Below are 23,597 nucleotides of genomic sequence, written 5' to 3'. Positions count from 1 at the left end.
CCGGGTTGGGTTGGGGCAATTTTCCGCAGTCGGTGGTGCAGCCATTACTCGACGCCGGCCGGCTGCAGCGCCTGAATTTCCGCAATATCGAGAATGGCCTGGTGCTGCCGGTGCATGCGGTGTGGCTCAAGAGCCAGCCGCTGCAGAAGGGCGCGTTGGCGTTTGTGGAGCTGATGGCCAACCAATGACACCGGCCTCCTTGCGCAGGGGGGCGCGTTTTTCCAGAATCGTCGGGATTTACGTGCTCTCGCGCACCTTCAACTCAAACCCCATGTCCAGCACCGGCCTGGCCACGGTGTTGCCTGCCATCAGCGTCAGCATCTGCTCGGCGGCGCGCCGGCCAATCGCTTCGCGCGGGGTATTGATGCTGCTCAGACGCGGCACCATGTGTTCGGACATCGGCAAGTCGTTGAAACCCAGAATCGCCACTTGCTCGGGAATCTTGATGCCATGACGCAACGCCTCGAGCAACGCACCTTGAGCCAGGTCATCGTTGCCAAAAAAGATCGCATCGACGTCCGGGTGCGCCGCGAGCAATTGCATGAACAACTCACCGCCCAGGCCCACGGACGACGCGCGTGGCGTCAGCACTTCCAGGTCCGGGTCATAACGACCGGCCTTCTGCAACGCTTTGCGGAAACCTTCACCGCGCAGCAAGGTGCGCTGATCGAGTTGCGCGCCAATGTAGGCCAGCCGCTGGCGCCCACGGGAAAGCAAATGGTCGGCCGCCGTTTCGCCGGCACTCAGTTGCGAGAACCCTACGCAATTCACCCCGGCGGCGCTGTCCAGCTCCATCATGTACACGCAGGGGATATTGCTGGCCTCGATCATCCGTCGCGAACTTTCGGTGCGATCGAACCCGGTCAGCAGAAAACCACGCGGTTGATAAGCCATGTAGTTGCGCAGCAGGTTTTCTTCTTCATCGCGTGAGTAATGGAAGTTGCCGATCAGCACTTCAAAACCCTTGGGCGTCAGTACCCGGTGAATGGCTTCGAGCGTATCGATGAACAACAAGTTGGACAGCGACGGTACTAAAACCACCACCGAATGGCTCTGTGCCGAGGCCAATGCGCGAGCAGCAGGGTTGACCACGTAGTTGAGTTCACTGGCGGCTTTCTGCACTTTTTCCACCAGTTCGGTGGCCACAGTGCTCACACCTCTGAGGGCGCGCGAGGCAGTAATCGGACTGACACCGGCCAGGCGGGCAACTTCATTAAGGGTGGGACGGCCGGTGGTGCGGGTATTTTTATCGTTTTTAGGGGTGGTCATCGGGCGGCTTGCCAAACAAAAATCAAGGCACTAAGGTAGCGCTGTCCTGATGCAGCTGTAAATGCGTAAGCGAGGTCCTGCCTGATCTTCGCTTTTTGGCGTTGGGCGCAAACCTGCTGCAACCCAAAAAAACGACAAGAAGGCGTCGGCAACTTCTGCCTGTGCACTAGAGTCATAGCTAGCAAAGGTAGCGCTGTCTGCGCGCTGAGGTGTTATATGAGTCATCCCATCACCGCCCTGGTCATCATGGGCGTTGCCGGTTGCGGCAAGACGTGCGTCAGCGAGGCCCTGTGCCAATTGAGCGGCGCCACTGCCATTGAAGGCGATACTTTCCATCCGGCCGCGAACATCGAAAAGATGAGCGCGGGGATCCCCCTGAACGACGACGACCGCTCCGGCTGGCTCGACAGCCTGTGCGATGAACTGCGTCGCGTCGATGCATTGGGCAAGCGCCCGGTGTTGACCTGTTCCGCCCTTAAACACAGTTATCGCGAAGTGCTGCGCAGTGCCTTGCCGGGCCTGGGCTTCGTGTTTCTTGAATTGACCCCTGAAGTCGCTGCCGAGCGTGTGTCGCACCGCCCGGGCCACTTCATGCCGGCCACGTTGATCGAAAGCCAGTTCGCCACCCTCGAATCGCCCAAGGGCGAACCGCTGACCCTGGCGCTGGATGCCTCCAGCCATAGCGTCGACGAGTTGGCCGTTCAAGCACACCGCTGGTGGCTGGAACATGGCCTGAAACCCGGCGTATGAGTTTTCTGCGAAAAGACAGCGCTGTCCTGATGGCTTGCGAATTACCCGCTTTAATAACAACAACAACCAGGAGACACCCCTAATGTTTGGCATGTCCCACGAGACGTTCCTGCTGCTAGACGCAGTGGTTACGGTAATCGGGCTGATTGTCCTGATTACCAAGTTCAAGATTCACCCGTTCATTTCCCTGACCATCGCTGCGGCGTTTCTCGGCCTGACCTCGGGCATGCCGATCGGCACCATCATCAAAGCGTTCCAGGACGGCTTTGGTGGCGTGCTCGGTTTCGTCGGCATCATCCTTGCGCTCGGCACCATGCTCGGCAAAATGATGGCCGAATCGGGCGGTGCGGATCAGATCGCCCAGACCCTGATCCGGGCGTTCGGTAAAGAAAGAGTCCAGTGGGCGATGATGTTTGCCGCGTTCCTGGTAGGCATTCCGCTGTTCTTCGAAATCGGCTTTGTCCTGCTGATTCCGCTGGTGTTCATCGTTGCGCGCCGTACCGGTGTGTCGATCATCAAGATCGGTATCCCGCTGCTCGCCGGCCTGTCCGCCGTACACGGTCTGGTGCCGCCGCACCCGGGTCCGCTGCTGGCCATCGGCGTGTTCGGCGCCGACATCGGCAAGACCATCCTTTACGGCCTGATCGTTGCGCTGCCGACGGCAATCATTGCCGGCCCGATCTTCGGTACGTTCATCGCCAAGCACATTCCCGGTACACCGAATCAGGAACTGGTCGATCAACTGGCCCGCGAGCCGGACGCCAAAGAACTGCCAAGTTTCAGCATTACCCTGATCACCGTGCTGCTGCCGGTGTTCCTGATGCTGCTCAAGACCTTCGCCGATGTCGTACTGCCAGAAGGTAACTTCTTCCGCTCGTTCATGGACCTGATCGGTCACCCGATCTCGGCGCTGCTGCTGGCGTTGCTGCTGTCGCTGTACACCTTCGGCCACCGCCAGGGCATCGGCTCCAACCAGATCCTCAAATTGCTTGATGCGAGCCTGGCGCCAACCGCCGCGATCATTTTGATCATCGGTGCGGGCGGTGGCTTCAAGCAGATGCTGGTGACCAGCGGCGTGGGCGACGTGATCGGTCACATGGCGGTCAGCGCGCAGATCTCGCCGATCCTGCTGGCGTGGCTGGTGGCGGCGGTGATCCGTATCGCGACCGGTTCGGCCACCGTGGCGACCATCACTGGCGCGGGCATTGTGGTGCCGGTGGTGGGGATGATTCCGGGCGTCAACCGTGAGTTGCTGGTACTCGCTACCGGTGCCGGTTCGTTGATTCTGTCGCACGTGAACGACGCCGGTTTCTGGCTGGTGAAGCAGTACTTCAACATGACCGTGGCCGAAACCTTCAAGACCTGGACGGCGATGGAAACCATCCTGTCCGTGGTGGCGTTGGGCTTTATCCTGCTGTTGTCGCTGTTCGTTTAAACAGCTTCTTGCAGACACAAAAAAACCGCAGCGATGCGGTTTTTTTGTGGCCGATTTTGGTTGGGCGCGGGTCAGGCGTCAGCCGCTGGTTTTGCCGGCCAGCCCATCGGCCCGGAACATCCCGCGAATGCCGCGTACGGCCTGGCGAATCCGGTCCTGGTTTTCGATCAGCGCAAAGCGCACGTGGTCATCGCCGTACTCACCAAAACCAACCCCCGGCGAGACGCACACCTTGGCCTCGGCCAGCAGTTTCTTGGCGAACTCCAGCGAACCCAGATGCGCGTACTGCTCGGGAATCTTCGCCCAGACATACATCGACGCCTTCGGGTTCTCGACCATCCAGCCCAGCTCATGCAGGCCTTTGACCAACACGTTACGACGCTGGCGATACTGCTCGGCGATATCGCGCACGCACTGTTGATCGCCTTCCAGCGCAGCAATCGCCGCGACTTGCAGTGGGGTGAACGTGCCGTAGTCGTGGTAGCTCTTGATCCGCGCCAGGGCGTTGACCAGTTCCGGGTTGCCAACCATGAAACCGATGCGCCAACCGGCCATGTTGTAGCTCTTGGACAGGGTGAAAAACTCCACCGCGATGTCCTTGGCGCCCGGCACCTGCATGATCGACGGAGCTTTCCAGCCGTCGTAGACGATGTCGGCATACGCCAGATCGTGAATCACCAATACGTCGTACTGCTTGGCGAGGGCGATCACCCGCTCGAAGAAATCCAGCTCCACACACTGCGCAGTCGGGTTCGACGGGAAGCCGAGGATCATCATTTTCGGTTTCGGAATCGAGCCACGAATTGCCCGTTCCAGCTCGTCGAAGAAGTCCACGCCCGGTACCAGCGGCACCGAACGCACTTGAGCGCCGGCAATCACTGCACCGTAAATGTGAATCGGATAACTCGGGTTCGGCACCAGCACCGTGTCGCCCTGATCCAGCGTCGCCAGCATCAAATGCGCCAGGCCTTCCTTGGAACCGATGGTGACAATGGCTTCGCTTTCCGGGTCGATATCGACCTCGTAGCGTTGCTTGTACCAGTTGGAAATCGCCCGACGCAGGCGCGGAATGCCCTTGGACGTCGAGTAACCGTGGGTGTCTTCGCGTTGGGCAACTTGTACGAGTTTTTCGACAATGTGCGGCGGCGTGGCGCCGTCGGGGTTGCCCATGCTCAAGTCGATGATGTCTTCACCACGACGACGCGCAGCCATCTTCAGCTCGGCGGTGATGTTGAAAACGTAAGGGGGGAGTCGATCTATGCGCGCAAAGCGGCGCGGCGAACCTTGTTCAGCCATTGTTGCCTCGGATAACGTAAGCGCCCGGAACCGTCCGAGCGACGCTGGTCACTGCGGTGACCTGTGGGCGAAGATAAGGGCAGTGATGGCAGACTGTCCAGCGTGGACAAGAATAATTTTTCCCAAGGAAATGCTTAATGGAATTCACCAGCGGCTTCTTGCTGAGCCTCTCGTTGTGCCTGGATATCGGCGTGGCCAACATCGCAATGATCACGCTGGCGATGCAGCGCGGTTACTTTCAAGGCTTCGCTCTCGGCCTCGGCACCTGCGTTGGTGATCTGATTTATGCCGTGCTGGCGCTGGCCGGGATGACCGTGCTGCTGCAATACGAAAGCGTGCGTTGGGTGTTGTGGATCGGCGGTTCGGCGCTGCTGATCTACTTTGCGGCGAAGATGATTTATTCGGCGATCCATCACGAAGCGCAATTGGCGGCCACCGCCGAAGTGGGGCAGAACTCTCATCGCAAGGAGTTCTTTCGCGGGATATTCCTGGCCATGTCCTCACCCAGTGCCATCCTCTGGTTTGCCGCAGTCGGCGGCACCTTGATCGCGCGTTCGGGTGCCGGTGGCCCGCTCGGGTCGGCGTTGTTCCTGGGAGGTTTCCTCTGCGCCGGGCTGCTCTGGTCGGCCGGTTTGTGCTTTGCCGCCAGCCACGGCGGCAAGCTGCTCGGTGACAAGCTGTTGCGCTACTCCTACATGGCATCTGCAGCGATCTTCTGCTATTTCGCGGTGTACGTGATCGTATCCGGCTATAACGAATTTATCGGCGGCGGCGCGGCCGAGCAGTTACACACGCTGTAATTTGGCGAATCGGGTTTGGCTTCTATACTCCCAGCCGAACCCCTTTTTTGTTCCAGGAGTCGAGTCATGGATGAGCAAAAACGCGTCGAAGTGGCTGAACCTCGCTTCGAACATGGACACTTCCTGCTGATTGCAGGGCTGGGTGAGCGATATACCCAGGAAACCGCGCATAACATTCCGGCGTTGTGGGAAAAATTCCTGCCGCATCTGGGCCAGATTCCGGGTCAGAAAGGTGAAGTCACCTACGGCGTCTGCTGCAATTTCGATGGTAAGGGTGGGTTCGATTACATCGCTGGGGTGGAAATCAGCAAGCTCGATGAGTTGCCTCAGGACACGTTTCGCTGGGTTGAGGTTTTGCCCCGACAATATGCGGTGTTCGAGCACAAAGGCTCTCTGGACAGGTTGCCCCAGACGTTCCAGTACATCTGGAAAACCTGGTTGCCGGGTTCCGGGCGCGAGGCGGCGGATGCGCCGGAATTCGAGCGCTACAGTGCAGACTTCAACCCGACACGGCACACCGGTTTGCTGGAAATCTGGCTGCCACTCAAGCCGCAATAATCTATGATCTGCAGCCCTTTCATCGCTGAAATCGAGTTGTCATGACCCCTGTTATCCGCCTCGTCACCGCCGCCGACCTCGATCGCTGCTACGCCATCGAAACCGTTGCCTACGAAGGCGACGAAGCCGCCACCCGCGAGAAGATCGCCACGCGCATCGCCACTTGGCCGGATGGTTTTATCGTCGCCGAGGTGGATGGCGTGGTGGCAGGGTTCGTCAATTCAGGCGCGGGGTATGAAGTGGAAATGTCGGACGAGGCCTTCAAGAGCTGATCGGTCATGACCCGAAAGGGCCGAACGTGGTGATCATGTCGGTGGTGGTGCACCCGGATTATCAGGGGCAGGGTTTGGCCAAGCGCTTGATGGGCGAATTCATCGAACGTATGCGCGGGATGGATAAAGCGACGATTCATTTGATGTGCAAGGAGAAGCATATTCCCCTATACGCCGGATTTGGCTTTGCCTACATCAAACCGTCGGAGTCCGACCACGGCGGCATGGCGTGGCACGAGATGATCCTCACTCTGTAGGAAGCTGCCGAAGGCTGCGATCTTCTGATCCTGATCCTCGGTCTCCCCGTAGGAGCTGCCGAAGAGCTCCTACCGGGGGATGTTTGAGTCAGTAAAGACTGTCCTTCACCCGCGCTGGCGCTTCCCGGTCATACGATTCGCGCATCAAACGCCCCGTCATTCAACCGCTTGTGAAACGCCCCGGCCGTCGGCAGTGCCGAGCGATCCAGGTATTTGTCCGGGTTCCACAGGTCCGAGCGCACTATTGCCTTCGAGCAATGGAAATACGCCGCGTCCACCGTCACCAGCATCACCGTGCGCGCCGGCTTGCCGTTGACCGCAAAACTCTCCAGCAACTGCGGTTCGGCGCTGATTTGCGCCGTGCCGTTAACGCGCAATGTCTCGCCGATCCCCGGGATGATGAACAGCAGCGACACCCTTGAATCCAGCACCACATTGCGCAGCGTGTCGATGCGATTATTGCCGGGGCGGTCGGGGATGGCCAGGGTCTGCGAATCGATGATGCGCACGAAACCGGGCGTATCGCCCCGCGGCGAGCCATCCATGCCGTCGGGGCCTACCGAACTGATGATCACCAGCGGCGAAGCGCGGACCATCGCCTGGTAATCCTCGTTGAGGAACGGAATCTGCTTGCGCACGGCGCGATCGTGGGGAGTCCGTACAGCGCCTCCAGTTCTTCAATGCTGTTGAGCATGACCAGACTCCTCGAAAACCAGACCCATTCGTCGTTCGTAGCCGATCCGGCCCCGATAGGCTTCGCCGCTGTCGACCCAGCCAAACCGGGCATACAACGCGATCGCCGCGGTGTGTGTCCGCATCCACCGACAGTTCCAGCCCCTTGATTTGGCGGCCAGGCCTGGCGCGCAACGTGGGGCAGGGCCTGCAGGCACGCCTTGCCGTAACCCTTGCCTTGGGCCCGTTGATCGACCTGCAAGGCATGCAAGGGTGGCGCTGTGTTCATTGGCCCAGGCCGGCAGCACCGGCGGGCGTTTGAGCAGCAGGAACGCGACGGGAACGCCTTCTACCAGCAGGGCAAATCCCTTGACCCCCGGGCCTGGCTTGGACAGCAGGGAGTGCAGCGCGCCGTGGATATCGCCGCTGAACCTGATCTGCTGTGGATGAACTTCAATGGCCTCGACCTGCTGGCGCTGGAGCGTCGTCAGGCTTTCATAAGGCACGAGTCGAACTGTCACTGGAGAGTCCCTTGTTCCAACACAAGATGATTCCCGGATTCTAGCGATTTTGCGCGCAGGGTTTATTTTTATTTGGGTTGTCGATTTGGCATTCCACCGGACGACTAAGGGTGTCTTCACAACAACAATCACGGAGAACGCTCATGACTGCTACCACAGAAATCCAGACCCTGATCGACACCTACCGCCAGGCGGTGATCGGCAAGAACGTGGAGAAAGTCATGGCGTTGTACGCCGACGACATCGTCTCCTTCGATGCGATCAAAGCCCTGCAATTCAAGGGCAAAGCGGCCTACCGCGCGCATTGGGTGGCGTGCATGGAAATGTGCCCCGGCCCGCACATTTTCGAGTTCCATGAAATCGCCATCGATAGCGCCGACAACCTCGCTTTCGCCCATTGGGTGGCCAACTGCGGCGGCACCAATGACAAGGGCGAAACCCAGAGCTGCTGGATGCGTGTCACCGCGTGCTACCGTCGCGACGCGGGGCAATGGCGCATCGTGCACGAGCACTGGTCGGCCCCGTTCGACATGGCCAGCGGCGCCATGCTGTTCGATGTGCAGCCCTGATGCGTGGGCTGGTCGTCGGGAAAGGGCGCCTGGGCGCCAAACTGAGCCATAGTTGATCCGTTCGAATCAGGAGAACCGCCATGAAGTATTTATGCCTGGTCTACAGCGATGAGCGCCTTCTGCACGCGTCGCCCGACAGCCCCGAAGATGCCGAATGCTGGGCGTACGCCGAGTCGATCCAGGGCAGCGGCCGGATGATCGCGGCCGAGGCGCTGGAGTCGGTGCAGACCGCCACCACCGTGCGCATGCGCAACGGCAAGGTGTCGATCACCGATGGCCCGTTTGCCGAAACCAAGGAGCAGTTGGCCGGCTTCTACCTGATCGATGCACGGGACCTTAATGAAGCCTTGCAGGTCGCCGGGAATATCCCGGCGGCACGGGTCGGCTGTGTCGAGGTGCGCCCCGTTCGCCAGTTGAATCCCTGAATAACAATCACAACAGGAGATCCTTCATGAGTCCGCATGCCCTTCAACAAAAACCTGCGGCTTTCGAGTTGTCCATCAGCCGCCTGATCGATGCCCCGCGGCGCAAGATTTTTCGCGCCTGGACCGAGCCGGCCTTGCTCACCCAGTGGTGGGGACCCCACGGCATGACCACGCCCGAATGCGAAATGGACCTGTGGGTGGGCGGGCAATTTCGCACCCTGATGCGCGCCCCGGACGGTGCCGAATACCCGACCCAGGGGTGTTTCTGGAAATCGTCGCGCCCGAGCGGCTGGTGTTTACCGACGCGTTTACCCCCGGCTGGATCCCTTCGGGCAAACCTTTCATGTCGGCCCAGGTGACGCTTGAAGAGCGTGAGGGCAAAACGCTGTACACGGCGCGGGCGATGCATTGGTCGGAAGAAGACCGCCAGGCGCACGAGTCCATGGGCTTTCACGATGGTTGGGGGCAGAGCCTGGATCGACTGGTCAAGCTGGTGACCGAAGGCATGCCGGACTGATGCCTGGCGCCGCCGTCAGCGCTCGGGTCGAGCAGGTTTACCGGGAAGACTCGCGGCGAATCCTGGCGACGCTGATTCGCCTGCTCGGGGATTTCGACCTGGCTGAAGAGGCGCTGCACGAAGCGTTCTTCGTCGCGGTCGAGCGCTGGCAACGGGACGGCGTACCGGATAATCCACGCACCTGGCTGGTGTCTACCGGGCGGTTCAAGGCTATTGATGTGTTGCGTCGGCGTGCCCGGTTCAACGCCGCTCGCCCCCTGTTGATCGCGCAGTTGGAAGAACTGGAGCAGGCGGACTGGAGTGGCGAGGAAGTGGAGGACGATCGCCTGCGCCTGATTTTCACCTGCTGTCACCCGGCACTCGCCGCCGACGCGCAGGTGCCGCTGACGCTGCGGGAAGTGTGCGACCTGACCACGGAAGAAATCGCCCGGGCGTTCCTCGCGGCCCCCGCCACCATTGCCCAGCGAATCGTGCGGGCCAAGGCGAAGATCCGTGACGCGAAAATCCCCTACCAGGTGCCGACCCTGACGGAATTGCCCGAGCGCCTCGACAGCGTGTTGCGGGTGATTTACCTGGTGTTCAACGAAGGCTACTCGGCGTCTGTCGGCGATGAGTTGACCCGAGAGGATCTGACCCGCGAGGCGATCCGACTGGGGCGGTTGTTGATGGAGTTGTTGCCGGAACCCGAGGTCATGGGCCTGCTGGCGCTGATGCTGCTGCACGAATCGCGGCGGCCGGCGCGCACCTCACCCAGTGGTGAACTGGTGTTGCTGGATGATCAGGATCGTGCGCAGTGGGATGCCGAGCTGATCGCCGAAGGCTGTGCACTGGTGGAGCGCGCACTGACCACGCGGCGGTTTGGCCCATATTGTTTGCAGGCGGCGATTGCCGCAGTGCATGCCGAGGCGCCGACGGCCGAGGAGACCGATTGGGAGCAAATAGTCGGGCTGTATGACGTGTTGCTGCGGGCGGTGCCGTCGCCCGTGGTCGAGCTGAATCGTGCGGCGGCGCTGGCACAACGGGATGGGCCATTGGTGGGGTTGACGCTAATCGAAGGGATTTTGCAGCGCGGTGAACTGCTGGATTACCACTTGGCGCATTCGGCCCGCGCCGAGTTTTGCCGGCGGTTGGGCCGGGTAGAGGAGGCTCGGGCGGCGTATTTACGGGCGCTGGAATTGACGCAGCAGGTGCCGGAACGGCGGTTTCTGCAGGAGCGGTTGCGCGGTTTGGATTAGCAAGAGATCGCAGCCTCCGGCGCCCCCTGCATCGGCAACATGTGAACCCCTTGTAGGCACTGCCGAAGGCTGCGATCTGTTGATCTCATTCCAACATCTTGCCCAACAACCAACTCCCCGCCGGCCCCGGCGGATGCAGCCGCGACCACAGTGCATCAACGAATAAAGGTTTCGGCCAGCCACGCACCTTCAACTCCACCAGCTCTCCCGCACCAAATCGTCCCACCAGCCAGCGCGGCAATGGCGCCCAGCCGAACCCGCCCTGGGCCATTTCCAGCAGCATCAGGTAGCTGGGCGCTGACCACACGCGCCCTTTGGCCCGGCTTTCATACGGATTGACGATGGTCGCCAGGCGCAGTTCGCGGTGCTGCAGCAGCAGGTCCTGATTGATAGGGCTGAGCTGCGCCAGCGGATGTTTGCGCGAGACAAACAAGGCAATTTCCGTTTGCTCCTCGACGGTCGAGGTCACCAGATCTGGCGGGTAAGTGTCCTGCATTTCGGCGAACGCCAGATGCGCACGACCGCGCTGCACCAACTCGATCAGGTCATCGCATTCGGCGATCAGGCATTCCAGCTCCAGGTCCGGATAACGCTGCTCGAACCCGACCAGCGCCGCTTCGAAGCGCGCCGATTGATAAGTGTCGGAAATCGCCACGGTCAGTTTCGGCTCGACGCCTTGGGACAGTTGCCGCGCGGTCATTTCCAGGCGACTGCTGGCCGCGAGAATCGCTTCGGCCCGTTGCAGCATCACGTGGCCGGCCGCGGTCAGCGTCGGCTTGCGGCTACTGCGATCGAACAGCACCAGGTCCAGATCAATCTCAAGGCTTGCCACCGCCGCGCTGATGGTCGACTGACTGCGCCCGAGTTTGCGCGCCGCCGCCGAAAACGAACCTTGAGTCGCGGCTTGAACGAACGCCAGCAACACTTCTTGAGAGGCCATGAACTATCGCCTTGATCGATGGTTATTGGTTATGAAGTATCGGAGCGATGCCGGAACATGGCAACCTCTTCACTCAAGGAGTCAGGCCATGACGGCTAACAAATCCATCACTGAACGTATTTTCCAGGCCGTCGGCTTCGAACTGCTGGCGATCCTGATCTGCACACCGTTGCTGGCGTGGATCATGAAGAAGCCGCTGCTCGACATGGGCGCGGTGACGCTGCTGATCGCGTTGTTGGCACTGGCGTGGAACGTCGTGTTCAACGGCTTCTTTGACCGCATGCTCAAACGCCTGAATATCGGCCACAACGCCTGGGTGCGGGTGGTCCACGCGCTACTGTTTGAGGGTGGTTTGATCGTGATGGGTGTGCCGCTGATTGCGTGGTGGTTGTCGGTCAGTCTGTGGCAGGCATTCTTGCTGGATATCGGCGTGCTGCTGTTCTTCCTGCCGTACACCTACGTTTACCACTGGGTGTATGACGTGATTCGCGAGCGTGTGCTGCAGCGTCGGGCCTGCCAGGCCTGACACACAACCGTTTAGGCGGCGCCGAAGGCTCGGGCCGCGTTCGGACGATCTTTTGATCTTAATAATCCTGCCGCTTGCGGAACGCCCAGCGCCCGGCAATCACGGTGAACGTCGCCACCAGCGCGACCAATATCCAGAAGCCTTCCGGATCCTGCGACAACGGCACGCCCCCGACATTCATCCCGAAAAAACCGGCAATGATGTTGATCGGCAGCGCCAGCACCGTCACTACCGTCAAGGTAAACAGCGTGCGGTTGCTCTGTTCGTTGAGGTTGGCGGCGATCTCCTCCTGCAACAGTTTGATCCGCTCGCCGAGGGCCGTCAGGTCGTTGATGATCAGCGCAAACTCCTCGGTGGATTTGCGCAACTCCTTGACGTCCTCCTTCTGCAACCATGGCGGCGGCCGGTTGAGCAGGCGCAACAACGAACCCGGTTCCAACGCCAACAGTCGTTGCAAACGCACCAGCACGCGGCGGTTGGCACCGAGTTCGGCGCGGTTGGTCGACAGCCGCGAGGAGAGCAATTCATCTTCGACCTGATCGACGCTCAGGCTGGTCTTGCGCACGATTTGCGTGAGCACTTCGCCCTGATCGCGCAGCAAATGAACCAGCAACTCCAGAGGCGAGCGAAAGCGTTCGCCAGCCTTCACCGATGAGCGCAATTTGTCCACCGAGTGCAACGGTTGCAGGCGCGCGCTAACGATCAGTTTGCTGCGGGCGCAGACCCACAACGTCGACACATCGGAGGACACCATGCTGCTGAGGTTGAATACCACATCGTTGACCACCGCCAGCAGCGCTGAATCCACGTGCTCGATGCGCGTTGAACGCGAGCCTTCGTGAAGGGCCTCGAAAAACTCCTCAGGCAATTGCAGATGGCTTTTCATCCAGCGTTCGCACGCGGCGTGAGCCAGGTTCAGGTGCAGCCAGAGGAATTCGCCGCTGTCGCTGTCGTCTTGCAGGCAGCGCAACGCAGTCGCTGAATCGACTTCGCGGCCGCGTTCGCCGGGCAGAAAACGAAAGCCGTAAAGCAGGCCAAACAGATCAGGATCGCGATGACTGATGTCGAGGCTGTGGTTCATGAAGGCTCGCTGCGAGGAGGCAAATATTGCAAAGTTTTACAGGGACACTTGAGCCGCAGCATGGCGCTGAATTCTTACCGTTTTATGACGTTTTGATGATGGATGAGTCTCGTGCGCCATTGGGTCTAAATCGCTAAAGAAAGGCTTTGACGCGCCGATGACGGGTAGCTGGTTCGATTGCGATGAAGGTCGTGGACCTGCGTCGCCGACAGGGATGTCCGGACATCTCGCACGCCTGCCTGGCGTGTCTTATCCCTGCCATGAGATACCACTCGATGTTTTTGCAAAAATCCCTGAGAGCACAAATCCTCGCTTTGTTGAGCGGCAGCCTGCTGGCGATGTTGCTGATCGCGCTGTCCTGCTTTCACTTCTTGTCTGGCGGCGTTCAGAGCTACGCCAATCTCATCGCAGGCCCGTTGCACACTTCGCAACTGATCGATGAGGCCAACCTGCAATTCAAGGTGCAGGTACAGGAATGGAAAAACGTTCTGCTGCGCGGCAAGCAACCGGCAGACCTGGCCAAGTATTGGGGCCAGTTCGAAGACCGTCAGCGTGATGTGCAAAATATTCTCGGCGAACTGGCCGGCCAGAAAGGCATCGAGCCGAGCCTGAAAACCCGCATCGAGCGTCTGCGTGACGAGCATCGCCAACTCGGCGCTGCTTACCAAAGGGGCCGAGATGCCTATGTCGCAGCCGGTGCTGATCCGACGGCGGGCGACGTTGCCGTCAAAGGCGTCGACCGGGCAACCAGCGATCAGATGAGCGAACTGGTGGCCGAGCTGCGCAAGCAGGGCACCGAGCAATCGGCGCAGATCAGTGCCGAAGCTGATCACACAGTGTTGCTGGGCATTCTGGTGATGCTCGCGTCGGGTCTGTTGATCGGCCTGTTGAGTCTGTGGCTGGTCAACCGCAATCTGGTCGAGCCGATTCGTAAACTGATCGATTACGTCACCCGGTTGAGCCGCGGCAAACTCGCCGAACGCGTGGTCAGCGACCGTCAGGATGAGTTGGGCAATCTTGCTGCGGCGGCCAATACGCTGCGCGATTTTCTTGCCGACACCTTCACTCAACTGCAACGCAGCGCCAGCGATCTGGACAGCGCCAGTGGCGAGTTGAATGCCATCGCCACGACCATGGCCGGCGGCACCAACGAGCAGTTCAACCGCACCGACCAAGTGGCCACGGCGATGAACGAAATGTCTGCCACTGCTCAGGAGGTGGCGCGTCACGCAGCCGATGCGGCGCGTGCGGCCGACGACGCCGACCAGTCTGCCCAGCAGGGTGAAAAGGTCATGCAAAGCACCATTCACAGCATCACCCAGATGCGCGGCGAGATTGCCAACACCGCCACGGTCATCCGTCGTCTGGAAGCCGACAGCGGCCGCATCGGCAAAGTGCTGGAAGTGATTCGCGGCATCGCCGAGCAGACCAACCTGCTGGCGCTGAACGCGGCGATTGAAGCGGCGCGGGCCGGTGAGGCCGGGCGTGGTTTTGCCGTGGTTGCCGATGAAGTCCGCAACCTCGCACAGCGCACGGCTGAGTCGATCATCGAGATCAACCAGATCATCCAGAGCGTGCAGACCGGCGCGGTGGACGCGGCCCAGGCCATCGACAGCGGCCAGACCCGTAGCGACGAAAGCGTCGAGCAAGTGACTCAGGCCGGGGCGATGCTGGAGCGCATCACCCATGCGGTTGAAGCGATTCGCGACATGAACCGTCAGATCGCCACGGCGGCTGAAGAGCAGACGTCAGTGGCCGAGGACATTTCGCGCAACCTGACCGAAATCACTTCGATCGCCAGCACTAACCTCGATAACGTCCAGCGCACCGAAAGCGCCAGCCAGAACCTGCATGGCTTGTCGGGACAATTGAACGAAGTCACTGCACGCCTGAGCGCGTAGTTTTTTTGCGGAGCAGCAAAAAGCCGCACGATCGTGAAATCGTGCGGCTTTTTAATTGTTCAATCAGTCGTCTTTTTTGTTCTTCAGAACTTCGCCCGTCGCGGCGTTCAAGTCGACATCCCACTCAACGCCCTGGGCGTCACGCAGTTCCACTTCGTACTCGTAACCATTGAAGTGGTTGTCCAGGTCGCTATCGGTAATGGTGGCGCCCGGGTGCAGCTTCATGACGACCTGGTTCAGTTCTGCCAACGGCTTGATCTTGCCGTCCTTGACCAGTTGCGGGATCTGATCCACTGGAACGTCAGCCTGGGCCAGGCCAGCGGTAAGGGTGAGGGCAGCAGCAGTGAAGAGAGCAGTCAAAGTTTTCATGGGTTCTTTCCTTGGATGAACTGTTTAAGTGGGATCAGATTAACTGTGGCAACTTAATTCAGGCTTAATTCCCTATTGCGGCTGGAACTGAGTGTCCTCGCCGTGGGAGCACGGCTTGCCCGTGATCGACTCACCTCGGTCCCGACTCAATACCCATTATTCTGCAACAATTGCCCGACGCTCGCCGCCGCGGGACGCTTGTAGAACTTCAGCAGCTCACTGGCACGGTTGGTGAAGATGCCATCAACCCCTGCATCCGTGACTTTCTGATAGTCCACCGCATCGTCGATCGTGTACACGTGCACCAGCAAACCCTGGTCGTGGGTGTACTGGTTCATCCACGGTTGCACCAGATCGGAGTAGCTCTGGTCGCCACCTTTGGTCAACGCCGCAGAAGGACCGGTGCCGATGGCGCCGGCAGATTTAGCGTACTCGACCCATTGCTGGAATTCGGCTTTGCTCTTGGGTTCCTGTTTGGCGTAGTAGGTGGCTTTGTCCTTCTCGCCCGACTCGGCAAAAGTCACCTTGGATTTCGGCTCGATGCTGCCTTCGCCAACCCACAGCAAGAGGATTTTCGGCACTTGCGGCATTTCCTTTTGCAGCAGTTCGAGGCTGTTTTTCTCGAACGTCTGCAGGATTACTTTGCCTTTGCCTTGACCGACACCCAGCTCGCTTTTCGCCAGTTTCGAGCCGGCCGGGCTCAGCCAGCCGCGATCCTGCAGTTTTTCCTTGAGGTCTTTCTCGATGCCGGGGAACAGCTGCGGCTCCTTGGTCTCGATGTACAAGCCAGGCTTGTGCTGCGCATTGGCCTGGGCGATGTCGATGATTTCATCGAGGGTGAGGATTTTCAGCCCGGCGTAGGACGCGCGAGCGCGGTCCGGATAGGCCTTGTTGTACCAACTGCCGGCGTCGAGGGTTTTCAGCTCGGCGAGGGTAAAGGCGTTGGCCGGGCTGTCCTTGCGATCCGGGAACTTGCTCGCAACGTCGGTGGTGCGTTGCAGGTTGTTATCGTGCAGGGCGAATAGCACGCCGTCCTTGCTGCGCTGCAGATCCATTTCCAGGTAGTCGGCGCCGAGGTCGCGGGCCAGTTTGTAGGACGCGGCGGTGGATTCCGGTGCGTCGAACGACGCGCCACGGTGGGCGATCACCGCCGGGTGCGGAATGCCGTGAGCGGCGGCCAGCGCGTCGACATCGGCGGCGTGAGCCTGACCGAGACCGAGCAACAGGCTCAGCATGAGGGCGCTTTTGGTGAAAGTGGCGGGCATGTTCGAGATCCTTTCGCAGGGCATTTTCAAAGACGTACCTTTTAACAACTGAATCGATTGCTTGCTATCGCCAGACCGACATAAACGTATTAAAAGCGATTTTTCCTGCACTTTTGTGGTGCCGTTTGCAGTACGCTTGCCCTCGGCAGACGTCCCGGCAGAGGGCGCGCCGTTCCGTTGCCCTGCGTGTAAACCATCGATCATTTTTCGTGAGGTTTACCATGCGCATCACCTCCCAACTCATCTGCCAGGCGGCCGACGACCTCAAGGGTTTTGTCGGCCTCAACCGCAAGACCGGTCAGTACATCGTGCGTTTCAGCGAAGACTCGTTCGGCATGGACGTGGCCGACGACGGCATTATTCCCGCCAGTGAATTTGTCTGGGCGCGGGTTTCGGATACGACGATGACGTTGAAACGCGAGCTGATTCAGTTGCTGCTGGACCAGCACATTGATGAGCGCATCAACATCACCGAGCCGTTGCGGGTTTACCTGCACAAGGTTGAAGTGCCGGAGATTGTCGCGGTGCGGAGTCTGGTGCGGGGCTGAGGCGTACCGACGAAGTGGCCCGACCAGCCGCCAGATCAATTGTTAGTTGGCGGGTGCTCGAGCACAAGGTGCTGGTGCATTTGCGAAGTGAGGTTCTCGATGCGCTCGGTCAGCGCTTTTGTCATCTCGGTCAGGCGAGTGTTCTGTTCCAGCAATTCCAATAACTGCGCGGAGTTGTGCGCGGCCTGTGCCTGGCGCTCGGTGTTGGCCACCGCCAGTGCTTCGCGGTGCTGGGCGTCGGCATCCGACTGGGCTTTGTCCCGTGCTGCCTGGCGAGTCTGGGCCAATAGAATCAAGGGCGCGGCGTAGGCTGACTGCAGGCTGAACGCGAGGTTGAGCAGGATGAACGGATACAGATCGAAGTGCGCCACGCCAAATACATTGAGGCACACCCACAGCACTACGATCAGCGTCTGTGCGCCGAGAAAGGTCGGGGTACCGAAGAACCGCGCGAATGCCTCGGCGCGCAGGGCGAACTTGTCGTTGCCAAAGGTCGGGGCGAGGTGAGCATGACGGCGGTGGAACCGCAGGTGATCGACAGGGGCTGCGGGTTTGGAATCAGTCGTCGTGGTCATGGTGCTCTCTGCGGGTCGTTAGGACAGAGCCACACTATAGCGCTGGCGCCGGTTTCATTCTGAAACACATCGCGAAGTTTCATGCCGCGTCAGCGCAACGTTGACCAGCGGTCAGACCTTGTCAATTATGCCAGCTGATAACAGGCCAGGAACATGTCCAGGGCCGAATCCACCACCTGGTCCTGCATCGCGGCCTCAATGCTCGGCAAACCCATGGAGATCTGCGGCCAGAACGCGAAGGACTTCAGCAACCCCTGCACTTGCTGGGCGGCGAACTCGGGATCCACGGGTTTGAGTCGGCCGTCTGCCTGCGCGGCTCTGATCCACACGGTCAAACCTTCCTCGCGTTCGCCCATGCGCGCCACCATGTTCTGCGCGCGCTCCGGGGAATGGATAGTCGCGGCAATTGCCACGCGTGCCAGGCCCATGAAATTGTCGTCGGCCATCATCTGCAACTTGGCGAGCAACATCTGCTGCAACTGCTCGCGCAGTGGCTGGTCTGGGCAATAGACCGCGGTCATCTCTGCGCTGATCCGCGCCCACAATTGATTGAGGATTTCGGCGAACAACTCCTCCTTGCTCGGGAAGTGGTTGTACACCGTGCGCTTCGACACGCCGGCAGTGGCTGCGATCTTGTCCATGCTGGTGATTTCGAAACCGTTGGCACGGAATTCGGCAATCGCCGCTTGAATGATCGCTTCGCGTTTTCGCTCGGTGAGTCGCTGTGGAGCTGTCATAAGTACGCTTCGGCAGAGAAAAGTGGAAATTACACTTGGTAGTTTACTTGTCATCTACTTTGATGCAACCTAGAAACTACACCGAGCAGTGTAATGTTGCGTTAATCCTCGCAACTTAAAAAACAGAACGTTCGGCCACTGCGTGCAGCCATGGCCATTCATCGTCCCAGCGTGGAAAGCCGTGAATTGCGCGGTTTTTCTGGAGTCACTCAGACATGGCCAACTCAAATTCCGCTTCCACACCTGAAGCCTCGCGGCAGGATCAAGGACTGTTCCGTAACCATGCGCCGGTGCAGCGCGAAGGTCTGCGCAAAATGCTGCGCATCATGTGGAACATGATCTTCCATAAACCGCGCGATACCCGTCCAGCCGCAGCGATTCCGGTCCAGGCTTTGACCCGTGAGGACTTGCTGGCTGCCCCGAACCACAGCATCTATCGTCTCGGTCATTCGACCCTGCTGCTGAAAATGCGCGACAAGTTCTTCATCACCGACCCGGTCTTCGCCGAGCGCGCCTCTCCGGTGCAGTGGGCTGGGCCGAAACGCTTTCACCAGCCGCCGATCAGCATCGACCAACTACCGCCGATCGAAGCGGTGATCCTGTCGCACAACCACTACGATCACCTCGACTATCCAGCTGTGTTGCAGTTGGCCGCCAAAACCAACTACTTCCTGACCCCACTGGGGGTTGGCGATACGCTGATCAAGTGGGGAGTCGATGCCAGCAAGGTGCGACAACTGGACTGGTGGCAGGGCACCGAAATCGCCGGCATACGCTTTGTCGCCACACCGTCGCAGCACTTCTCCGGCCGTGGCCTGTTCGATGGCAACAGCACGTTGTGGGCGTCGTGGGTGATGATCGACGGCGATACGCGAATCTTCTTCAGCGGCGACAGCGGTTACTTCGACGGCTTCAAGCGCATCGGCGAACAGTACGGACCTTTCGACCTGACCCTGATGGAAACCGGCGCCTACAACGTCGAATGGCCGCACGTGCACATGCAGCCCGAAGAAACCCTGCAAGCGCACATCGACCTTAAAGGACGGTGGTTGTTTCCGATCCACAACGGCACGTTCGACCTGGCGATGCATGCCTGGCATGAACCGTTTGACCGGATTCTGGCGCTGGCTTGGGAACGCAGCGTTTCCATCACCACGCCGCAGATGGGGGAGGCGTTTAACCTGAAGCAACCTTGTCGCGGGGAAGCCTGGTGGTACGAAGTCGAGCAGCCGGTTTACCAGAACCAACAAAGCCCGGGGTAAAAGCTACGGCTTGAAGTGAGTATTCGTACGTGATCTGAGGAACGGTGATGATGCAGTTCTGAACAGTCTCGGCAGGCTGGCGAGTCAGTGAGTTCTGTCACTGGCCATCCGTCATCGCACGGTTGGTGAATGTGTAGTCTTCAGGCGAATACCACTTCAATTCGGCCCTCTTTCCTTGAGCGGGGGCTGACTTGATAACGATCTGCACATCTCGCCCGAGTAATAACAGGCAGTCCATCATCTTGGACTCGCTGATGCCACGAAACTTTCCTCGCAGCATTTGCGAAAGCTTAGGCTGTGTCAGCCCTAGAATTTCGGCCGCTTGAACTTGGGTCAAATGCCGGGCCTTGATGATCTCGCCAATCTTCGCCGCCAACTGGGATTTGACCTGCATTTCACTGGCTTCGGGTGTCCCGATGTCTTCGTATACGTTGCCGCTGCTTTTTTCAATTTCAATCATTTTTCGATCCTTTTGCGTGAGCCTGCTCTGCCTGGAGTCTCGTTCTGATTAATTCGACGTCGCTCTGCGCCGTTTTAATTCCCGAAGATGACTTTTTTGAAAGCAGTGCAGAACGTAGATGGCATTGCCAAATCTCACTGTGTAGACCGCACGAGCCCACAGGAGCGACTTCCTTGTGCTCATATAAAAATATACCTATATTGGGATATTCGTCAATCCATGATCGCTCACTCAACCATCGCATAATCCGCCCGACCCACAGGATTGGGCGTCGACCCGCGCACATTCATACCCCGACCCGGCGCAAAACCCGGGAAGAACGCCAACCCTTGCGACTCAAACCGATAGGCCAACGCCAGCCGCGTGACATCCAGCACCGGCTGCTGATTCTCGAATCGTTGAATGTCTTCCGCCGAAACCTCGGCCTCCCGCGACAGCTGATCCACGCTCCAGCCCAGCATTGCTCGGGCCTGGAGGCAGTGCGTCGGGGTGAACTGGAAAAGGGCAATGCGTTCGAGGATGTGATTCATCGCAAGAGAGGCCATGGTGTGCTCCGGGCTCAAGAGTGCTGATGGAAAATGTACTGTGTTTTTGTACAGTTGTTTTCGGCCGGGATCAAACGCATTTTTTGATTTGCCCTAATTTAGCGGCTCCAACCAGACGGACGGTGCCTGCCCCAACACTCGCCGAAACATCGTCGAGAACGCCGCTGGGCTCTCATAACCGAAGTCCAATGCAATCCGCGTCACGGCTTCGCCCGCTGCCAGCCGTGCCAGCGCGAGTACCACGCAGGCGCGCTGGCGCCACTGGCTGAAATTCAGCCCGGTCTGATGGCGGAAGAGTCGATTGAAGGTGCGCAAGCTTACGTGCAACTGATCCGCCCACTCTTGCGGTGTTTGATGCGCATTGGGTTGATGCAGAAAACTCTGACAGAGCGCGAGCAACCTGGGCTCGACCGGCAGCGGAATGTGCAACGGCAGGCGCGCGCAGCTGCGCAGTTCGTGCAGCAACAACTCGATCAACACGCCATCGCGCCCGCGCTCGTCATACTCCAGGGGCATTTCCACCGCCTCCAGCAGCAAATTGCGCATCAAGGGCGAAACACCCAGCACCTGGCACCGGGGACCTAAATCGACGGCGGCGGGCTCGACGTAGAGGCTGCGTGTGCTCACCCCGAGCATCAGCACCTCATGGGCCACACCCGCCGGAATCCACACCGCTCTTTGGGGTGGCACCACCCAGTTGCCCTCGCGCGTGCTGACCTGCATCACCCCGGTAGCGCCATACAACAGCTGTGCCCGACGGTGTATATGACGAGGTAGCAAATAGCCGTAGGAATAATCCGTACCCGTCGCCACCACCGCTCGCGGCGTGTCGTCCAGTACTTCAATCGAAACATTGCGCATCGAACAACGTCCATTTTTGGCGTAAACGCAAACATTATTGGCTGACTTGCTGAAGCAGGCCAAGCCATGCCGCTCTATCTTCGAGCGCTGCCCTTCAAGGACGCCGCGAAATGTTCTACCTCTTGCTCACATGCTTCGGCTGCCTGACCGGCATCACCGCCGTGCTGTTCGGCTTCGGCGGCGGCTTCGTCGTCGTGCCGCTGCTCTATCGCCTGCTCACCGCCAGCCACGGCGCCGACTCCCCATCGGCCAAGCGGCCATGCACATTGCCGTTGCCACTTCCACCTGCGTAATGATCGTAAACGCCCTGGTCGCCACCGCAAAACACTGGCGCGCCGGCAACCTGATTGGCCATTACCTGTGGCCATTGGCTGGATTTATTGGGCTGGGCGCGATAGTCGGCGCTGTCGCCGCCATGTGGGTCAGCGGCGCAGTTATTCGATATGCCTTCATCGCCTACCTGGTCGTGACAATCGTCGACTGCCTGTTCAGACGCGGATTTCTTTCCCATGCCGAGAACCGAATGCCACGACGGTTGGAGAGGGCAGAAGTGTCCGCAGGCGGCGTAGGCATCGGCGCCATTGCGACCTTTCTCGGCGTAGGCGGCAGCGTCATGACTGTGCCACTGCTGCGGCGATGCGGGCTAAGCATGAGCCAGGCGACCTCCATGGCGAACCCGCTGAGCTTACCCGTGGCCCTTGCCGGGACAGTCACTTATATGGCGATGGCTAAGCTCGATTTGGGACCTGGATTTATGGGTTATGTGGATGTGCTGGCGTTTGCGGTTTTGACGCTGGGGTCGTTGTTGGGGATTCGATTGGCCGCGCCCTGGATCGGGAGAATTGCCGATCGAGTTCATGCGCGTGTTTACATTGGCCTGCTGGTTTTGGTGATGCTGGGGATGTGTCTCGGGTAGGTTGAGTTACTTCTCAGCCAGCCCCGGCGCTTCCCGAACGATGAAGTGATCCAGGTTCTCGATATCGGCATTGAAGACCTCGAAAGGCTTTTCGGGGTTCTTCTTGCCGGGCACCTGCTTCAACTCCGGCGTCACCCCATAGAAGAAACAGAACAACGCCTTGTCGCTATCCACCGCGTGCTTGATCTCCTCCAGAAACGCCTTGCGCTTGCGGTAGTTGTCGATCAGTTTCTTGTTCAGATAAACGCTGACCGGATACGGCTTCTTCTTACTGTCCTCGGGCTTCTTGAACCAGACCTTGTCCTCGAAATCGATACGAAAACTGGCACTGTGGAAGTCCTCGATCTTCTTGATCCGCCCCCAGTAAATCAGCCCCTTGTTGTCCGTCAGATACTCGATCTTCTTGAAGAACGAACTGTACGGCGCCGAATGCTCGCCAACCTTCAACGGCATCCGCTTGAGCAACTCCTTGTCGGCGAAGTTGGACACAAAACACTCCACCGGATGCGCAAACACACTGGTCTTGTCCGGCGCCGAATCGTTGCTTGGGTGTTCGCCATGGTCAGCGGCCGAAGGTGCTTTCGGAGTGTTGCGCACTGCATCCGGAGCCAAGGCCGGGCTCGGCGGTTTACGCACGTACTGCCGCCGAGTGAGTAACAGCTCGGATGGGAAATGTTCCTCCCGACTGTCATCTCCTTCCACCCCGTCTACCCCTGGCGCCGCCGACTTGAGACTGACGTAAGGGCAATCTGCAACATGGCGGGTGCCGGGTGTGTTCTTGAAATGCGGGGTGCGAACGTAGTTCACGTTTTTGGCGTTGAACGTCGTCAACACATTCGCCGCATCAAATGCCGCCCGGCAAGCATCGTTAGGGCACTGGAAGTGTTCCTTGGCGGAATCGAAGGCCATCGTCTCGTCGAAATTCAAATCGCGCACGTCATAGATCGACAGCTTGGTGTCGAGGCTGAGGCAGTAGGCGAGGTCGAATTTCATGGTGGGCTCAGGTCCTTGCAGGCGCGAGCTTGCTCGCAATGG

24 protein-coding genes and 7 pseudogenes are annotated in these 23,597 nt (G+C 59.4%); 16 read left to right on the top strand and 15 right to left on the bottom strand.

What is annotated here, in order from left to right; all coding sequences use genetic code 11:
* On the top strand, positions 1-188 hold a 188-nt coding region (locus JFT80_RS20425; protein ID WP_242483009.1), incomplete at its 5' end, for a LysR substrate-binding domain-containing protein.
* A gap of 49 nt (positions 189-237) precedes the next feature.
* Here the strand turns inward: JFT80_RS20425 and JFT80_RS20420 are convergent.
* On the bottom strand, positions 238-1,269 hold the full coding sequence (locus tag JFT80_RS20420) for a LacI family DNA-binding transcriptional regulator (RefSeq protein WP_201149097.1): 1,032 nt from the start codon (positions 1,267-1,269) through the stop codon (positions 238-240).
* A 216-nt stretch (positions 1,270-1,485) separates the two neighbouring features.
* Between JFT80_RS20420 and JFT80_RS20415 the strand changes: the two genes are divergently transcribed.
* Together JFT80_RS20415 and JFT80_RS20410 are read left to right on the top strand one after the other, a co-directional pair.
* Positions 1,486-2,019, top strand: coding sequence for a gluconokinase (locus JFT80_RS20415; RefSeq protein ID WP_201149096.1), 534 nt, complete (start codon positions 1,486-1,488; stop codon positions 2,017-2,019).
* Positions 2,020-2,101: 82 nt separating this feature from the next.
* Positions 2,102-3,454, top strand: a complete 1,353-nt coding sequence (locus JFT80_RS20410) for a GntP family permease (protein ID WP_201149095.1) — start codon at positions 2,102-2,104, stop codon at positions 3,452-3,454.
* Between the two features lie 78 nt (positions 3,455-3,532).
* On the opposite strand, the gene alaC is transcribed toward JFT80_RS20410, so the two are convergent.
* Positions 3,533-4,750, bottom strand: a complete 1,218-nt coding sequence (alaC, locus tag JFT80_RS20405; protein WP_201149094.1) for an alanine transaminase — start codon at positions 4,748-4,750, stop codon at positions 3,533-3,535.
* 137 nt (positions 4,751-4,887) lie between these two features.
* On the opposite strand from alaC, the gene JFT80_RS20400 reads away from it, so the two are divergent.
* From JFT80_RS20400 to JFT80_RS20390, 3 genes and pseudogenes are all read left to right on the top strand, one after another.
* Positions 4,888-5,550: a LysE family translocator gene (locus tag JFT80_RS20400; protein WP_201149093.1), complete on the top strand. Its 663-nt coding sequence runs from the start codon at positions 4,888-4,890 to the stop codon at positions 5,548-5,550.
* Positions 5,551-5,616: 66 nt separating this feature from the next.
* Positions 5,617-6,108, top strand: a complete 492-nt coding sequence (locus tag JFT80_RS20395) for a GyrI-like domain-containing protein (RefSeq protein WP_201149092.1) — start codon at positions 5,617-5,619, stop codon at positions 6,106-6,108.
* Positions 6,109-6,149: 41 nt separating this feature from the next.
* Positions 6,150-6,637, top strand: a pseudogene (locus tag JFT80_RS20390) (GNAT family N-acetyltransferase).
* Positions 6,638-6,725: 88 nt separating this feature from the next.
* Here the strand turns inward: JFT80_RS20390 and JFT80_RS20385 are convergent.
* Together JFT80_RS20385 and JFT80_RS20380 are read right to left on the bottom strand one after the other, a co-directional pair.
* A pseudogene (locus tag JFT80_RS20385) lies at positions 6,726-7,331 on the bottom strand (pyridoxamine 5'-phosphate oxidase family protein).
* Positions 7,315-7,830 (bottom strand): annotated as a pseudogene (locus tag JFT80_RS20380) (GNAT family N-acetyltransferase). Before JFT80_RS20380 ends, JFT80_RS20385 begins: the two co-directional pseudogenes overlap by 17 nt.
* A 143-nt stretch (positions 7,831-7,973) precedes the next feature.
* Between JFT80_RS20380 and JFT80_RS20375 the strand changes: the two are divergent.
* The 4 genes and pseudogenes from JFT80_RS20375 (at position 7,974) to JFT80_RS20360 (ending at position 10,576) form a co-directional block, all read left to right on the top strand.
* Positions 7,974-8,399: a nuclear transport factor 2 family protein gene (locus tag JFT80_RS20375; protein WP_201149091.1), complete on the top strand. Its 426-nt coding sequence runs from the start codon at positions 7,974-7,976 to the stop codon at positions 8,397-8,399.
* An 80-nt stretch (positions 8,400-8,479) separates the two neighbouring features.
* Positions 8,480-8,824, top strand: coding sequence for a YciI family protein (locus tag JFT80_RS20370; protein ID WP_201149090.1), 345 nt, complete (start codon positions 8,480-8,482; stop codon positions 8,822-8,824).
* 134 nt (positions 8,825-8,958) lie between these two features.
* Positions 8,959-9,341: pseudogene (locus JFT80_RS20365) on the top strand (SRPBCC domain-containing protein).
* On the top strand, positions 9,341-10,576 hold the full coding sequence (locus JFT80_RS20360; RefSeq protein ID WP_201149089.1) for an RNA polymerase sigma factor: 1,236 nt from the start codon (positions 9,341-9,343) through the stop codon (positions 10,574-10,576). Before JFT80_RS20365 ends, JFT80_RS20360 begins: the two are co-directional and overlap by 1 nt.
* Positions 10,577-10,661: 85 nt before the next feature.
* Here the strand turns inward: JFT80_RS20360 and JFT80_RS20355 are convergent, their stop codons facing one another.
* Positions 10,662-11,516: a LysR family transcriptional regulator gene (locus JFT80_RS20355; protein ID WP_201149088.1), complete on the bottom strand. Its 855-nt coding sequence runs from the start codon at positions 11,514-11,516 to the stop codon at positions 10,662-10,664.
* Positions 11,517-11,604: 88 nt separating this feature from the next.
* Between JFT80_RS20355 and JFT80_RS20350 the strand changes: the two genes are divergently transcribed.
* Positions 11,605-12,042, top strand: a complete 438-nt coding sequence (locus JFT80_RS20350; protein ID WP_201149087.1) for a multidrug/biocide efflux PACE transporter — start codon at positions 11,605-11,607, stop codon at positions 12,040-12,042.
* Positions 12,043-12,100: 58 nt separating this feature from the next.
* Here JFT80_RS20350 and JFT80_RS20345 read toward each other — a convergent pair whose 3' ends face one another.
* Positions 12,101-13,123 (bottom strand): transporter, encoded by a 1,023-nt coding sequence (locus tag JFT80_RS20345; protein ID WP_201149086.1) that lies wholly within the window; start codon positions 13,121-13,123, stop codon positions 12,101-12,103.
* A 182-nt stretch (positions 13,124-13,305) separates the two neighbouring features.
* Between JFT80_RS20345 and JFT80_RS25675 the strand changes: the two are divergent.
* Together JFT80_RS25675 and JFT80_RS25670 are read left to right on the top strand one after the other, a co-directional pair.
* Positions 13,306-14,091 (top strand): annotated as a pseudogene (locus JFT80_RS25675) (methyl-accepting chemotaxis protein); the annotation flags it as partial.
* A 165-nt stretch (positions 14,092-14,256) separates the two neighbouring features.
* Entirely contained in the window at positions 14,257-15,024 is a 768-nt protein-coding gene (locus JFT80_RS25670) for a methyl-accepting chemotaxis protein (protein WP_371920191.1), read from the top strand.
* Between the two features lie 63 nt (positions 15,025-15,087).
* On the opposite strand, the gene JFT80_RS20335 is transcribed toward JFT80_RS25670, so the two are convergent.
* Positions 15,088-15,393, bottom strand: coding sequence for a PepSY domain-containing protein (locus JFT80_RS20335; RefSeq protein ID WP_122840204.1), 306 nt, complete (start codon positions 15,391-15,393; stop codon positions 15,088-15,090).
* A gap of 146 nt (positions 15,394-15,539) precedes the next feature.
* The gene (locus tag JFT80_RS20330) at positions 15,540-16,658 is read right to left on the bottom strand and encodes a glycerophosphodiester phosphodiesterase (protein WP_201149084.1); all 1,119 of its coding nucleotides are present in this window, start codon (positions 16,656-16,658) and stop codon (positions 15,540-15,542) included.
* Positions 16,659-16,879: 221 nt separating this feature from the next.
* Between JFT80_RS20330 and JFT80_RS20325 the strand changes: the two genes are divergently transcribed.
* Positions 16,880-17,206, top strand: coding sequence for a DUF2025 family protein (locus JFT80_RS20325; RefSeq protein WP_201149083.1), 327 nt, complete (start codon positions 16,880-16,882; stop codon positions 17,204-17,206).
* 35 nt (positions 17,207-17,241) lie between these two features.
* Here JFT80_RS20325 and JFT80_RS20320 read toward each other — a convergent pair whose 3' ends face one another.
* Both JFT80_RS20320 and JFT80_RS20315 read right to left on the bottom strand, forming a co-directional pair.
* The gene (locus JFT80_RS20320) at positions 17,242-17,781 is read right to left on the bottom strand and encodes a DUF1003 domain-containing protein (protein ID WP_045060741.1); all 540 of its coding nucleotides are present in this window, start codon (positions 17,779-17,781) and stop codon (positions 17,242-17,244) included.
* A 125-nt stretch (positions 17,782-17,906) separates the two neighbouring features.
* Positions 17,907-18,518 carry a TetR/AcrR family transcriptional regulator gene (locus tag JFT80_RS20315; RefSeq protein ID WP_201149082.1) on the bottom strand — a complete coding sequence of 204 codons (612 nt, stop codon included), beginning with the start codon at positions 18,516-18,518 and terminating at the stop codon, positions 17,907-17,909.
* A gap of 215 nt (positions 18,519-18,733) precedes the next feature.
* Between JFT80_RS20315 and JFT80_RS20310 the strand changes: the two genes are divergently transcribed.
* Entirely contained in the window at positions 18,734-19,780 is a 1,047-nt protein-coding gene (locus tag JFT80_RS20310; RefSeq protein ID WP_201149081.1) for an MBL fold metallo-hydrolase, read from the top strand.
* A gap of 140 nt (positions 19,781-19,920) precedes the next feature.
* Here the strand turns inward: JFT80_RS20310 and JFT80_RS20305 are convergent.
* The 4 genes and pseudogenes from JFT80_RS20305 to JFT80_RS20290 all read right to left on the bottom strand — a co-directional run bounded on the left by JFT80_RS20305 (position 19,921) and on the right by JFT80_RS20290 (position 21,646).
* Positions 19,921-20,240 (bottom strand): annotated as a pseudogene (locus JFT80_RS20305) (helix-turn-helix domain-containing protein).
* Positions 20,241-20,288: 48 nt separating this feature from the next.
* The gene (locus JFT80_RS20300) at positions 20,289-20,423 is read right to left on the bottom strand and encodes a type II toxin-antitoxin system RelE/ParE family toxin (protein ID WP_242483007.1); all 135 of its coding nucleotides are present in this window, start codon (positions 20,421-20,423) and stop codon (positions 20,289-20,291) included.
* 44 nt (positions 20,424-20,467) lie between these two features.
* Positions 20,468-20,785 carry an XRE family transcriptional regulator gene (locus tag JFT80_RS20295; RefSeq protein ID WP_201149080.1) on the bottom strand — a complete coding sequence of 106 codons (318 nt, stop codon included), beginning with the start codon at positions 20,783-20,785 and terminating at the stop codon, positions 20,468-20,470.
* 93 nt (positions 20,786-20,878) lie between these two features.
* Positions 20,879-21,646, bottom strand: a complete 768-nt coding sequence (locus JFT80_RS20290; protein WP_201149079.1) for a helix-turn-helix domain-containing protein — start codon at positions 21,644-21,646, stop codon at positions 20,879-20,881.
* A 110-nt stretch (positions 21,647-21,756) separates the two neighbouring features.
* Here JFT80_RS20290 and JFT80_RS20285 point away from each other — a divergent pair.
* Positions 21,757-22,562 (top strand): annotated as a pseudogene (locus tag JFT80_RS20285) (sulfite exporter TauE/SafE family protein).
* 6 nt (positions 22,563-22,568) lie between these two features.
* Here the strand turns inward: JFT80_RS20285 and JFT80_RS20280 are convergent.
* Entirely contained in the window at positions 22,569-23,555 is a 987-nt protein-coding gene (locus JFT80_RS20280) for a hypothetical protein (protein ID WP_201149078.1), read from the bottom strand.
* Between the last annotated feature and the right edge of the window lie 42 nt (positions 23,556-23,597).

The organism is Pseudomonas sp. TH10, from assembly GCF_016651255.1.
Lineage (GTDB): Bacteria > Pseudomonadota > Gammaproteobacteria > Pseudomonadales > Pseudomonadaceae > Aquipseudomonas.
Note: the sequence above shows the minus strand (reverse complement) of the source record. Positions and strands in the feature narration are given on the sequence as shown.

Bases quoted from the DNA above. Each gene is read 5' to 3' on its own strand.
- JFT80_RS20420 (WP_201149097.1), bottom strand. From the start codon at position 1,269: ATGACCACCCCTAAAAACGATAAAAATACCCGCACCACCGGCCGTCCC.
- JFT80_RS20415 (WP_201149096.1), top strand. From the start codon at position 1,486: ATGAGTCATCCCATCACCGCCCTGGTCATCATGGGCGTTGCCGGTTGC.
- JFT80_RS20410 (WP_201149095.1), top strand. From the start codon at position 2,102: ATGTTTGGCATGTCCCACGAGACGTTCCTGCTGCTAGACGCAGTGGTT.
- alaC (WP_201149094.1), bottom strand. From the start codon at position 4,750: ATGGCTGAACAAGGTTCGCCGCGCCGCTTTGCGCGCATAGATCGACTC.
- JFT80_RS20400 (WP_201149093.1), top strand. From the start codon at position 4,888: ATGGAATTCACCAGCGGCTTCTTGCTGAGCCTCTCGTTGTGCCTGGAT.
- JFT80_RS20395 (WP_201149092.1), top strand. From the start codon at position 5,617: ATGGATGAGCAAAAACGCGTCGAAGTGGCTGAACCTCGCTTCGAACAT.
- JFT80_RS20375 (WP_201149091.1), top strand. From the start codon at position 7,974: ATGACTGCTACCACAGAAATCCAGACCCTGATCGACACCTACCGCCAG.
- JFT80_RS20370 (WP_201149090.1), top strand. From the start codon at position 8,480: ATGAAGTATTTATGCCTGGTCTACAGCGATGAGCGCCTTCTGCACGCG.
- JFT80_RS20360 (WP_201149089.1), top strand. From the start codon at position 9,341: ATGCCTGGCGCCGCCGTCAGCGCTCGGGTCGAGCAGGTTTACCGGGAA.
- JFT80_RS20355 (WP_201149088.1), bottom strand. From the start codon at position 11,516: ATGGCCTCTCAAGAAGTGTTGCTGGCGTTCGTTCAAGCCGCGACTCAA.
- JFT80_RS20350 (WP_201149087.1), top strand. From the start codon at position 11,605: ATGACGGCTAACAAATCCATCACTGAACGTATTTTCCAGGCCGTCGGC.
- JFT80_RS20345 (WP_201149086.1), bottom strand. From the start codon at position 13,123: ATGAACCACAGCCTCGACATCAGTCATCGCGATCCTGATCTGTTTGGC.
- JFT80_RS25670 (WP_371920191.1), top strand. From the start codon at position 14,257: ATGGCCGGCGGCACCAACGAGCAGTTCAACCGCACCGACCAAGTGGCC.
- JFT80_RS20335 (WP_122840204.1), bottom strand. From the start codon at position 15,393: ATGAAAACTTTGACTGCTCTCTTCACTGCTGCTGCCCTCACCCTTACC.
- JFT80_RS20330 (WP_201149084.1), bottom strand. From the start codon at position 16,658: ATGCCCGCCACTTTCACCAAAAGCGCCCTCATGCTGAGCCTGTTGCTC.
- JFT80_RS20325 (WP_201149083.1), top strand. From the start codon at position 16,880: ATGCGCATCACCTCCCAACTCATCTGCCAGGCGGCCGACGACCTCAAG.
- JFT80_RS20320 (WP_045060741.1), bottom strand. From the start codon at position 17,781: ATGACCACGACGACTGATTCCAAACCCGCAGCCCCTGTCGATCACCTG.
- JFT80_RS20315 (WP_201149082.1), bottom strand. From the start codon at position 18,518: ATGACAGCTCCACAGCGACTCACCGAGCGAAAACGCGAAGCGATCATT.
- JFT80_RS20310 (WP_201149081.1), top strand. From the start codon at position 18,734: ATGGCCAACTCAAATTCCGCTTCCACACCTGAAGCCTCGCGGCAGGAT.
- JFT80_RS20300 (WP_242483007.1), bottom strand. From the start codon at position 20,423: ATGAGCACAAGGAAGTCGCTCCTGTGGGCTCGTGCGGTCTACACAGTG.
- JFT80_RS20295 (WP_201149080.1), bottom strand. From the start codon at position 20,785: ATGGCCTCTCTTGCGATGAATCACATCCTCGAACGCATTGCCCTTTTC.
- JFT80_RS20290 (WP_201149079.1), bottom strand. From the start codon at position 21,646: ATGCGCAATGTTTCGATTGAAGTACTGGACGACACGCCGCGAGCGGTG.
- JFT80_RS20280 (WP_201149078.1), bottom strand. From the start codon at position 23,555: ATGAAATTCGACCTCGCCTACTGCCTCAGCCTCGACACCAAGCTGTCG.